This is a genomic window from Vibrio sp. 970, assembly GCF_033339075.1.
Genome location: NZ_JAWOTW010000016.1, coordinates 41,726 through 54,297, shown reverse-complemented (window position 1 = coordinate 54,297; position 12,572 = coordinate 41,726). Strand labels below are relative to the sequence as shown.

The window sequence follows — 12,572 nt, the reverse complement described above, 5'->3', positions numbered from 1 at the left end:
AACTACACACGGTTTTGCGCGTAAGCGGCTAATTCATCCATTGAGGTTTGTGCAACAACTTCACCTTCAATGTAGTAAGTAACAAACTCACCATCGCGTACACCCATGAGTGTCGCCTTTTCACCGTTACTGTAAGTAATGTCCATTTGAACAGTGTTCTCATCGATTTGCTGCATTCGCCCCTGCTCAATGACACGGTTATCCGCTAATGGTGCGATTGGTGCCGTCGTTAACGACTTATCTAACTGGTGATTGACATCAATGTAAGTATCTACCTTTGTATCGAAGATATGTGGCTTACCATTTAACGGGTTCTTACCCGTCCAAAATTCTAGAGAGTTAAACACGATATAATCCGCTGCGATCGCGACACCATAAACAGGCGCTAAAAGCATATTTAGGCCACCTCGAGCGTAACGGTTGTCAACAGCTTTCAAGTTAAACCCCATGACATAACCTGTCACGGCATTACTACCTACGCAACCTGAAAGTGAAACTGCTACCGCAGTCAATGCACCAATTTTAGCAATTGCCTTTTTCATCAAAACCTCTAGTTAGAAAGTGTGAAACCTCAAATTCGACGCGGATATTATCGGATAAAAAGTAGGGTTAAAAGTCCGTTTTTTTGTCCTCCATGAACAGTATTATTTTTAATACTGTCACATTTTTTAAGGCTATTATTGCGCTCTCTTCTCTATGTCTTGTTATGTATTAAACTGATAGAAAAGATCATATTGAAAACAAAAACTTCACACATAACAAAATTTCACGCATGACGATTAAAGTAATTTGTCGTGTCCTTAATGAGAATGATTAGTGCGATTTTGCAGCAATTGTTACATTGCTGATGACGCATTTGACAGAGATGGTTTATGGCCAGAAGTAAAAAAAGCAAAGTGTTTGAGCTCTTAGGACATCAAATACAACCAGGACAACGATTAGAGATCGAATTTGAAGCAGCGAAGCTATATACACATTCGCCTTTATCTATTCCTGTGGAAATCATCCATGGGAAACAAGAAGGACCAGTGTTAATGGTGAATGCGGCTATCCATGGAGATGAGCTTAATGGCGTAGAAATCGTTCGTCAGATCATTAACCAACTGGATCCACAAAAACTGAAAGGCACTGTCATTGCAGTACCTATCGTTAACGTTTTTGGTTTCATCCATAAATCTCGTTACTTGCCCGACCGACGAGATCTCAACCGTTGCTTTCCTGGCAGTGAAAAAGGCGCACTTGCATCTCGTATGGCACACGGGTTCTTTAACAACATTGCCAAGCGTTGTGACTACATTTTGGATCTACACACAGGGGCCATTCATCGCACGAACTTGCCACAGATCCGCGCAAACTTAAGCAACCCAGAAACTCTACGTATTGCTCAAGCATTTGCGACGCCAGTGATTGTTGATTCAGCATTGCGTGATGGCTCTTTACGCAGTGAAGCAGAAAAATGTGATATCCCCGTGCTAACCTACGAAGCTGGCGAAGCATTGCGTTTTGATCCACTTTCGATCAGCGCTGGTGTACTCGGGGTTCGGCGCGTAATGCAAGCCATTGGTATGTTGCGTGCGAGCAGGAAAAAGCTGCCTGAGCCTATCATAGCGAAGTCCACCAGCTGGGTTCGCGCGTCAGGTAACGGCATTTTGCGTACTGTCGTTAATCTGGGAGACAAAGTAGAACAGGGGGAAACGCTCGCTTATATTAGCTCTCCTCTTGGTCATGATGAGATAGAACTAAAAGCCCCGAAGCGTGGTTTGGTTATCGGTCAACAAACATTACCATTGGTGAACGAAGGCGATGCAATTTTCCACCTTGCCTATTTTAACCAAGGTGATAATGCTTTAGAGCAAGCAGTCGAAAGCTATATTGAAGGCCTCACTGAATTCGATGCCGAGCCGCTGACAACCGGACAGATACCGTTAGAAACTCAGTAATTCCTACCAAGTAGGCGCCTGATTAGCTCAAAAGGAGCAACAGTGCTCGCACTATCTTGTTTAAAGCCAATAAGCTCAGCGTCCATGATGCTGGGCTTTTTGTTTTATGTAAGCTAACGATACTCATCGCAGTTTCCACGAATGGATAAAAAACTTTACAATCCGTCGCAAAAACACATTTGATAATTAATATCATTATCATTTATTAATCGTAATAATGTTCTTATAATCCGAGCTTCATAAAAACACTATAAATCATCAATATGAAACGATTAATAAGTCATCCATTCAAAGTAAATCTCATTTCACTGGCTTTGCTCTTCCCTCTTTATTCATATGCTGAGACAGCGCCAAATGAAGAGCTTGAAGTCATAGGCGTTCGTTATGCCAAACCTATTACCATTGCTGAGCCTGCGCAAACCACCATTAATTGGTCAGAGATTGAAGAGCAACAGTACTCTAATTTTGCCTCAATGATCGATGCCGTTCCCGGTGCATCAATAGATGGTGGCGGTCGTTCTGGTGGCGAACGTATTAACATTCGTGGTTTTGATGATCCAAGCGATATCGCCGTCTTTGTCGATGGCGCTCCAATTGGCTTTCAACAATACCGCTACGGTACCTTCTTTTTTGATCCGTTCTTAATTGGCGAAGCAGAAATTATCAAGGGCGCGCACGACTATCGAGCACTCAACGGGAAGTTTGGTGGCTCCATTCGCATTAAAACCAAAAGTGTCGATGATCTCCTGTACGGCGAAAGAAACTTTGGTGCCCGCATCTCAAGTGCATACAACACCAACGGCGATGAGAACGCCTACACGCTAACACTCTATGGTAAAAACGATACTGGTTTTTATTTTCTAGCGAATGGCTCGGTAAAAGATTCTGATGACATTAAAGTCGGAGGTGGTGAAACGCTGGATTACTCAGGTTATGAGCAAGAAAACATGCTCGTAAAGGTCGGCTATGAAAACAACGATCACGAGTTTGAAATTAGCCACACTCGCTACAAAGATGAAGGTCGTAAACCTTGGGCTAACCGCCGCGGAAAAATGCCTAACATCACCGAATACAATATCAAGAAATACGGCTCATTAGAAAAAGCCCAATACGCTTACACCGTCGATAACAAATACACGGACAACACCACGACCATCTCTTACCACTACATGCCGACTAACCCGTATATTGATTTCAATATCAAAATGGCACGTTCCGAAAACGATCGTCATTGGGTTCGCCCTGACGTAGCATTCGAGAAAATGTTCGTTTCTGTTGGCAGTTACGGTCATGAGTCATGGCTGAGTTACGAGCGTGATTACGTTGATGTGTTTAACCAAGCGCAATTCGGAGATCACACTCTAGTCACTGGGCTTCAATATCAAAAAACCGATAGAGACTCGTTAGTATTCAACGCATCATACGACAGTAATGAAGCGAAAAACTACGGTTGGTACACCCCTTACTACGAACCATCTGGCACGCAGTCAATTTATGCCGCTTACATTGCTGATCACTATCAAGCAACAGACCGCCTAACAATCACACCTTCTCTGCGTTACGAATACATCAAGAGTGAAGGAAAAGGGAACGCAGCGCCGGATTATAATGATCCAGCTGCCGGACATAACTACGGTGAAACGACGCATAAAGGCTTTAGCCCACGTTTGGATATCGACTTTGATGCGAGCAATAATACGCGTTTAAACGCCTCCTACGCCTACGCTTTAAAAGCACCAACCGTTGATAACATCTACTCAGTGCAATATGCGCGAGCTACCGCTACGGCTACTGCTTTGAATCTGGACGTGTCTCGTATCCATGCTTATCAAGCAAGCGTTATCAACTTAACGGAAGGGCTGGTGAACTCTCGCGATAACCTCGCAACAGAGTTAACTATGTTCTATAACGATGTTAGCGACACAGTTGATATACGAACGGGCGAAAACCTCGACAAAAATACTACTGAGTTACAAAGCTGGAATACAAACTTAGATGGCTTTAAAAACTATGGCTTTGAGCTAATTTCACAATACCGGATTGAAGATTTCTACAGTAATTTCTCAGCAAGTTACATTCGCGGCAAAAACAAAGGTAGCCTATCTGACTCTACAGGTTCAGATGATGATCATCCTGATGTACCGCCATTAAACATTAATCTGGGTTTAGGTTACGAATGGATTCCTGGTTTACGTACGGGCTGGGAAGTCCGTTGGTATGATGCGCAAACCAAAACCAAGGCAAGCGGTAACAATTTAAAAGTGAAATCGCCAAGTGAGCAATACACGCTACAAAACGCTTACGTGGTTTGGGAAATACAACAAGTCGAAGGCTTGAGCGTTGGCGCGGTTGTGAAAAACTTAACCGATCGTTACTACGAAGCATACCTATCTAATGGCGTGCCTTCGCCTGGTCGCGAAGTCAAACTGCACCTCACTTATCAATACTAACCATACCTAAAAGATGCAGGGCAGACATTAACTGCCCTGTTATATCGTATCCAATGGCCATAATTGCACGCCGTTTTATTTATCAGTATTATCATTTCCTTTTGCTTGCATACACATTATGAACAATCTAAAAACACGGCTTCTTCTGATTTGCTTCTTCCCTGTAGGTAGCCTAGCGCAAGCTTCTGAGAACATTGCAGACTACTTACAAGAACAAAGCAAGCACCAAGTTTCAGAAGATTTTTACGCACAGCCAACAGCAAATAACCTGAATCTAGATGCAAAAACTAACTCTTTAACTTGGCACGAAGATGGTAAGCCGGATCACTGTCGTTACGCCAAGCAGCCCAAAGACGTCGCAACACATTTCGACTACGGTGAAGCAAACGATCTATCTGACGGCTTACAACACTTTGATTTACCGGAAAGACATTCTGCAAAGGTCAAATCGACACATCGCACTTATGCTAATAACCCTCACCTTCTTCCTGGCAATAAACAATTTGCAGCCCCTGAAGACGGCACGTTTAGCCTGTCCGTATCATCGGATTGTTTTTAGCCGATATAAATAAAAAATGCCCTGAGACAAAACTCAGGGCATTTTCACTATTTGTTTGATGGGTAACGTCACCATCTCACCGATTTAAACTTATTCTTCGTCAGTGTCTACTTCGGTTTCACGTGCTTTGCGGGCTTCTTCTTTACGAACTTTTGCCGCTAGTTGTTCTGCTTCACGCTCTTGACGTTGCGCTGCTTTACGCTCGTTACGAACCACTTGGTTTTGGATAAATCCAGCCAGTTCTTGTTCAGCCCAAGCTTGTGCTTTCTCTTCGCTGTCAAAGCCTGTTTCACGCTTTGATACTACAGTCTTACGAGATGTCACTTGGCGAGTGATTTCTGCGCTCCAGCCGTTACGTTTTTCAGTGACGCGGATAGCAAATTTTGGATTCTTAGACATTTCTTTCATTTCCTAAGGGATTTAGGGATCAATCAGGGATTCGGTCAACTTGATAACTCCATCTAAGCTGAGCTGTTTAACACCATCCCTTGGTAAGCGCGGTATTAGAGCATAAAAGTAATCTAAACGCTGCAAGTTTTTTACGCTAGATAATAGATGACAAAGAAGAGGCAGAACAAAGCAACGTTTCGCCAAGTCACTAGAAAGAGCGACGAAGAAAAAAGAGTGATAAGAAAAAAGAAAGCGCTGGTCTCTCAACCAACGCTTTACTTAAGCTAGATTAACCTTTGGTTAATTAACCGATATTCTTACGGGCATTTTGGAACATACGCATCCAAGCGCCATTTTCACCCCAACCTTCCGGAGCCCAAGAATTTGCAACTGTGCGGAATACGCGCTCTGGGTGAGGCATCATGATAGTTACGCGACCGTCTGCTGTTGTTAAACCGGTAATCGCGTTTGGCGAACCATTCGGGTTGTTCGGGTATTGTTGTGTTGGGTTACCGAGGTTATCCACGTAACGAACCGCAACCGTACCTGATGCTTCAATCGCTGCTAGGTGCTCTGCATCACGTACTTCTACACGCCCTTCTCCGTGGGAAACCGCGATTGGCATACGCGAACCAGCCATGCCGTCGAAGAATACAGAATCAGATTTCTGAACTTCAACTAGACTAAAGCGCGCTTCAAAACGCTCAGATTCGTTGCGCACAAAACGTGGCCACAAGTCTGCACCTGGGATCAGCTCTTTCAGGTTTGATAGCATCTGACAACCGTTACATACACCTAAAGAGAACGTCTCTTCACGGTTGAAGAAGGCTTGGAACTGTTCACGAGCTTGTGCGTTAAACAGGATAGACTTAGCCCAACCTTCACCCGCACCTAGTACGTCGCCGTAAGAGAAGCCACCACAAGCTACTAGGCCATGGTATTCATCCAGTACCGCTTGGCCTGTTAGGATATCGCTCATATGGATGTCGGTTGCTTCAAAACCAGCTCGGTCAAACGCTGCTGCCATTTCGACGTGGGAGTTAACGCCCTGCTCACGTAGAATTGCCATCTTAGGTTTAGCACCTTTCGCAATGTACGGTGCTGCAACGTCTTCATTTACGTCGAAGCTGAGCTTAACGTTTAGACCCGGGTCAGAGTTGTCTTTCTTAGCTTCGTGCTCTTGGTCTGCACACGCTGGGTTATCACGTAGGCTTTGCATCTTATGCGTTGTTTCAGCCCAGATAACGCGTAGTTCGGTACGTGAACGTTCAAGCACAACTGCATCACCAGAAGTGATAACAAAGTCGTCTGAAGCTTCAACAGAACCAATCACATGTGAGCATGCCTCTAAGCCGTTTGCCGCCAGAGTAGATAGAACTGAATCTAGATCATCATTCTTAACTTGAACAACCGCACCTAGCTCTTCGTTAAATAGAACGGCTAGCGCATCATCACCCAGCTCTGCGATGTTCGCTTTTACGCCACAGTGGCCCGCGAATGCCATCTCAGCCAGTGTAACAAACAGACCGCCGTCGCCTTTATCGTGGTAAGCCACTAGCTTGTCATCACGTACTAACGCTTGCATTGCATCAAAGAAGCCTTTTAGCTGCTCTGCATTATCTACGTCAGCAGGTTTGTCACCCAGCTGTTTGTATACTTGTGCCAATGCTGTCGCACCTAAGCGGTTTTTGCCGTTACCCAAGTCAACAAGAACTAGAGAAGTATTTCCTTTGTCAGTGCGTAGTTGTGGAGTCACGGTCTTACGTACGTCTTCCACACGACCAAATGCCGTGATAACTAGCGACAGTGGAGATGTGACTTCTTTGCTCTCGCCGTTTTCTTCCCACTTGGTTTTCATCGACATGGAGTCTTTACCAACTGGGATAGTCAAACCTAACGCAGGACACAATTCTTCACCAACCGCTTTCACTGCTTCGTAAAGACCCGCATCTTCACCTGGGTGACCCGCTGGAGACATCCAGTTCGCAGACAGTTTAATGTGTTTAATATCACCGATGTCTGTTGCCGCAATGTTCGTTAGTGACTCACCAACGGCTAGGCGAGCCGATGCTCCAAAGTCTAGTAATGCCACTGGCGTGCGCTCACCCATCGACATTGCTTCGCCATGGTAAGTGTCGTAGCTTGCCGCTGTTACTGCGCAGTTTGCTACTGGTACCTGCCAAGGGCCAACCATTTGATCACGAGCAACCAGACCCGTTACTGTTCGGTCACCGATAGTAATTAGGAATGTTTTTTCTGCAACAGCAGGAAGACGAAGTACGCGATCCACCGCTTCATTAAGCTCAATACCATCACGAACAATGGCAGGGCTTTCCACTTTTAGTGTGGTTGCGTCACGGTGCATCTTCGGTGGCTTACCAAGCAGGATATCCATTGGCATATCGATTGGCGTATTGTCGAAGTGAGAATCTTCTAACGTTAGATGACGCTCTTCTGTCGCCACACCCACCACTGCATACGGTGCGCGTTCACGCTTACAGATGGCGTCGAATGCTTCCATGTTTTCTGGCGCTACCGCTAGAACGTAACGTTCCTGTGATTCGTTACACCAAATTTCCAGTGGGCTCATGCCCGGCTCATCGTTTGGTACATCGCGTAATTGGAACTTACCGCCACGCTCACCGTCGTCGACAAGTTCAGGCAATGCGTTAGAGATACCGCCTGCACCCACATCGTGGATAAATGCGATTGGGTTATCGTCGCCTAACTGCCAACAACGGTCGATCACTTCCTGACAGCGACGTTCCATCTCTGGGTTTTCACGCTGTACCGAAGCGAAGTCCAGATCTTCTGCTGACTGACCAGATGCCATGGAAGATGCCGCACCACCACCAAGACCGATGTTCATTGCCGGACCACCAAGTACGATTAGGCTCGCACCTACAGGGATCTCTTTCTTCTGTACGTGTTCATCGCGGATGTTACCCATACCACCAGCAATCATGATTGGTTTGTGGTAACCACGAATTTCTTCACCCGCATGAGAAGTGACTTTTTCTTCGTAAGTACGGAAGTAACCCAATAGATTTGGACGACCAAATTCGTTGTTGAATGCCGCGCCGCCAAGAGGGCCTTCAAGCATGATGTCTAACGCATTCACAATACGACCCGGCTTGCCGAAGTCGGTTTCCCATGGCTGTTCAAAACCAGGAATACGTAAGTTAGAGGTTGTAAAACCAACCAGACCCGCTTTTGGCTTACCGCCGATACCCGTCGCGCCTTCGTCACGAATTTCACCGCCTGAGCCAGTCGATGCGCCCGGCCACGGAGAGATTGCCGTTGGGTGGTTGTGCGTTTCTACCTTCATCAAGATGTGCGTATCTTCATGGTGGTACGTGTATTGACGAGATTTAGGGTCAGGGAAGAAACGCCCCGCTTTAGAACCTGTCATAACGGCTGCGTTGTCTTTGTATGCAGACAGCACATAGTCAGGTGTCGTTTCAAAAGTGTTTTTGATCATTTTGAACAAAGACTTAGGTTGATCTACCCCGTCGATAGTCCAATCTGCGTTAAAAATTTTGTGGCGACAATGCTCTGAGTTCGCCTGAGCAAACATCATCAATTCAATGTCGTTTGGGTTACGCCCAAGCTTAGTAAAGTTCTCTACCAAGTAATCAATTTCATCTTCTGCGAGTGCCAAGCCAAGGGAAACGTTTGCCTCTTCAAGCGCAAGACGACCGCCAGCTAAGATATCAACATGTGCGACAGGCTTAGGCTCTGCAACAGTAAATAATGCTGATGCGGCTTCAAATTCTGTGAATACTGTTTCCATCATGCGGTCGTGAATTAACGCTTTAACAGCGTCAGCTTGAGCTTCTGATAGAACAACTGAAGATTCGACATAATAAGCCGTACCACGCTCTAGACGTTTCACTTTATCCAGACCACAGTTAACAGCGATATCGGTAGATTTAGAAGACCAAGGCGAGATAGTGCCAGGACGAGGCGTGACAAGAAGTAGAAGACCTTCAGGCTCATGCTCTTCGATGGTTGGGCCGTAAGTTAGTAACTTTTCAAGTTTTTCTAACTCTTGGTCATCAAGGTCTGACTTTAGATCGGCAAAGTGCATAAACTCGGCATAAATGCCAGTTACAGGCAGATCTTGTTCACGACAAAGTTCCAGTAGTTTATTAACACGAAACTCAGAAAGAGCTGGGGAGCCACGCAAAATTCTCATGTGCTTAGGTCTCTTATGCAATTGATTAAGGTGATATTGGAATAAATTCAGACACTTAAAATAAGCCCTGTCGAACCTATGCCGATTCCACCTCGTCATTGCGAGCGCATTATATAGTAATTGTTTTTGTGATGTAACACCAAAAGCAACCGTTTGCGTCATTTTTTTTGTCAAATTTGAATTACAACTAAAATGTCGATAAAACACACAATGTCACGTTATAAGTGTGTGATTCACTTTGCCCCATGAGCTCGCTTTGATATAAAGGCAAATAGAAATTTTCCAAGATGTACCTATTAATGCAAATAAGTCACTTCAACCGGCTCAAGCGCAGTGCTCTAATTTTAGTTTCTGTTCTTTTACTCTCTGCTTGCCAGATTGAGTCGGAGCCCAAAAGTGAATTTGAAAAAATTCAAGAACGTGGTGTGCTTCGTGTTGGCACGCTAAACAATCAGCTTTCCTACTACATAGGTCCCGATGGTCCCGCAGGGTTGGATTACGAATTGGCGCGTCAGTTTGCGGAGCAGCTCGGCGTCAAACTCGAGATTAAACCAGCCTTTCGCCAAGCTGAGCTTTTTCCTGCTCTTAAGAAAGGAGATATCGATATCATCGCTACGGGTTTAAATCAAACGTCACAAGCAGTCAAACGATTTAGACCAGGCCCTGCCTATTATTATGTAAGCCAACAAGTGGTATATAAAAAAGGGCAACTTCGACCACGTGATATCGAACAACTCATTGAATACCAAGCCTCGAAAGACGACGAGTCCGACGAAGATACAAATGCAGGCGCTCAAACATTAAAGATCGTTGAACAATCGCAATATGTTCCGACCCTAACAGCGTTAAAGAAGCAGTATCCAGAACTTCAGTTTGAAATTGTTGGTGATGCTGACACGAGAGACTTACTCAAATACGTATCGAAGGGTGAGTTACGTTTTACTGTGACTGATTCGGTGGAACTTTCCCTAGCTCAACGCCTTTACCCCGATCTTGCGCTCGCGTTCGAACTTACAGAAGATCAACCTGTGTCTTGGTTTACTCGACGTTCTGAAGACGAAAGCTTGTATGCAATGCTGATAGAGTTTTTCGGTAACATCAAACAATCAGGAGAACTGTCCACCCTCGAAGAAAAGTACATTGGTCATATTGAAGCATTTGACTACGTTGATACTCGCGCATTCATTCGAGCTCTGGATGACAAATTGCCTAAATGGGCACCTTTATTCCAAAAATACAGCGAAGAGTTCGACTGGCGATTAATTGCAGCATTGGCTTATCAAGAGTCACATTGGAAACCAACAGCAAAATCGCCAACGGGTGTTAGGGGGATGATGATGCTTACTCTGCCAACAGCGAAAAGCGTCGGGGTAACAAACCGTTTAGACCCTGAGCAATCTGTTCGTGGTGGTGTCGAGTACTTACGTCGCATTGTAGGTCGCGTGCCTGATAGCATCAACGAGCATGAAAAAATATGGTTTGCGTTAGCTTCATACAATATTGGTTACGGCCACATGATGGACGCACGACGGCTCACCAAAGCACAAGGTGGCGATCCGAACGCTTGGGCCGATGTAAAAGATAGGCTGCCTTTACTGCGTCAGAAGCGCTATTACAGCCAAACTCGCTATGGGTACGCCAGAGGCGATGAAGCGCGTAATTACGTAGAAAATATTCGACGTTACTACCAATCCATCATTGGTCATGTCAGCCAACAGCCAGCGATTGATGAGAATAGCGATGACTTGCAAGTGATTCCGCCGCTCAACCCCGACATTTTGATATCGGGCGCAGTAGAGACCGTCGTAGAACAAGTCTCTGGCGCTTCTGACGTCACTGTTGAAGAAGACACCGAACAAGAAAGCATTGAAGAATAAACCCGCGGTAAACTAAAAAATGACGAGCCTATGAAGCTCGTCATTTTTGTTGAGTCCTAACGAAAACTTATCTAGACTCCAATATTCTGAGTGACACCAACCACATTCAACCATTCCTTTGGTTGGTCGCCTTTTCTTCATCGTTAGTAAAACTGATTGCTTTGTAACAGATTACTTTACAACCACATGGTTTAGCTCACTTGATGAAGCGGCACTTTCGGCTACACTCTGCCGAAATAACGTCACTCCTATTATTAAGCATCGTATTGAAATTGTTTGCTGGCTCTGTGCAATGCAGAAGTCAAATGAAGAACGTTTAAACCATACAATGTTTAGTGCGATTATCGAGCCTATTGCCAAGCATCGATGAGCCGCGCTTTACTGGTATAAGTCTTGTCTGCAGGAGGTTTTGAATATGAGAAGACGTAGAGTGCAGTCAAAGCGTTTAAATAACACAGTAGCTGCTATCCGACGTAAACGTAAACTTACATGTATGAAAAAGAAAGTAAGTTCACGTAATCGTGTTTTTGTACATTTAGTCAATCACTAGTGCGTCCAAGCAAACATCTACCACGTTGTAGGTGTTTGCTAGCCCTCACTACTCCCACTACCTTGCTCGCTCTCTCGATTTTCTAATGCTTTTTGTGCTTGCTTCTTCGCTTTAATTTCCTTTCGGCGACGCTTAAAAAACGCTTGTAGCTGAGTGCGGCACTCATCTTCTAGCAGCCCCTTTTCAACTAAGGCGTAATGGTAAGCGGCTTGGCTTTCAAACAAATTAAGCACTGTTCCTGCAGCTCCAGCTTTTAAATCTGGCGCTCCAAAAACAACCCGCTTAACGCGGCTATGCAATAAGGCTCCGGCACACATTGGGCATGGCTCAAGTGTTACATATAACGTCGTATCCAGAAGGCGGTAATTTTCTAGCTTTTGGCCTGCTTTACGCAGTGTTTGGATCTCAGCATGTGCGGTAGCGTCATGGGTGCCAATAGAGCGGTTCCAGCCCTCAGCGATAATTTCACCATCTTTGACAAGCACTGCGCCGACAGGTACTTCCCCCTCAGCTTCTGCTTGCTCAGCAAGCTCCATCGCTCTGCGCATAAACAATTCATCTTGAGGGGAAAACGGATGGTTAGACAAAGGAGGCTCCAAAGAAACAAA

8 protein-coding genes are annotated in these 12,572 nt (G+C 45.2%); 4 read left to right on the top strand and 4 right to left on the bottom strand.

What is annotated here, in order from left to right; translation table 11 throughout:
• Nucleotides 1–2: 2 nt before the first annotated feature.
• Nucleotides 3–542, bottom strand: coding sequence for a DUF3332 domain-containing protein (locus tag R7Q11_RS20005; protein WP_225466670.1), 540 nt, complete (start codon nucleotides 540–542; stop codon nucleotides 3–5).
• A gap of 330 nt (nucleotides 543–872) precedes the next feature.
• Here R7Q11_RS20005 and R7Q11_RS20000 point away from each other — a divergent pair, with 330 nt between their 5' ends.
• The 3 genes from R7Q11_RS20000 (at nucleotide 873) to R7Q11_RS19990 (ending at nucleotide 4,949) form a co-directional block, all read left to right on the top strand.
• A complete protein-coding gene (locus R7Q11_RS20000) occupies nucleotides 873–1,940 on the top strand; it encodes a succinylglutamate desuccinylase/aspartoacylase family protein (RefSeq protein WP_017820600.1) in 1,068 nt (355 codons plus the stop codon).
• 263 nt (nucleotides 1,941–2,203) lie between these two features.
• Nucleotides 2,204–4,390, top strand: coding sequence for a TonB-dependent receptor domain-containing protein (locus R7Q11_RS19995; RefSeq protein WP_213961966.1), 2,187 nt, complete (start codon nucleotides 2,204–2,206; stop codon nucleotides 4,388–4,390).
• Nucleotides 4,391–4,508: 118 nt separating this feature from the next.
• Nucleotides 4,509–4,949 carry a hypothetical protein gene (locus tag R7Q11_RS19990; protein WP_005381599.1) on the top strand — a complete coding sequence of 147 codons (441 nt, stop codon included), beginning with the start codon at nucleotides 4,509–4,511 and terminating at the stop codon, nucleotides 4,947–4,949.
• 90 nt (nucleotides 4,950–5,039) lie between these two features.
• Here R7Q11_RS19990 and R7Q11_RS19985 read toward each other — a convergent pair whose 3' ends face one another.
• Both R7Q11_RS19985 and purL read right to left on the bottom strand, forming a co-directional pair.
• Nucleotides 5,040–5,348 carry a DUF3622 domain-containing protein gene (locus R7Q11_RS19985; RefSeq protein WP_025998700.1) on the bottom strand — a complete coding sequence of 103 codons (309 nt, stop codon included), beginning with the start codon at nucleotides 5,346–5,348 and terminating at the stop codon, nucleotides 5,040–5,042.
• 295 nt (nucleotides 5,349–5,643) lie between these two features.
• Nucleotides 5,644–9,537: a phosphoribosylformylglycinamidine synthase gene (purL, locus tag R7Q11_RS19980; RefSeq protein ID WP_017820595.1), complete on the bottom strand. Its 3,894-nt coding sequence runs from the start codon at nucleotides 9,535–9,537 to the stop codon at nucleotides 5,644–5,646.
• 299 nt (nucleotides 9,538–9,836) lie between these two features.
• On the opposite strand from purL, the gene mltF reads away from it, so the two are divergent.
• Nucleotides 9,837–11,414 (top strand): membrane-bound lytic murein transglycosylase MltF, encoded by a 1,578-nt coding sequence (mltF, locus tag R7Q11_RS19975; protein WP_025998701.1) that lies wholly within the window; start codon nucleotides 9,837–9,839, stop codon nucleotides 11,412–11,414.
• A gap of 588 nt (nucleotides 11,415–12,002) precedes the next feature.
• On the opposite strand, the gene tadA is transcribed toward mltF, so the two are convergent.
• On the bottom strand, nucleotides 12,003–12,551 hold the full coding sequence (gene tadA / locus R7Q11_RS19970; protein WP_136976140.1) for a tRNA adenosine(34) deaminase TadA: 549 nt from the start codon (nucleotides 12,549–12,551) through the stop codon (nucleotides 12,003–12,005).
• Nucleotides 12,552–12,572 lie beyond the last annotated feature (21 nt).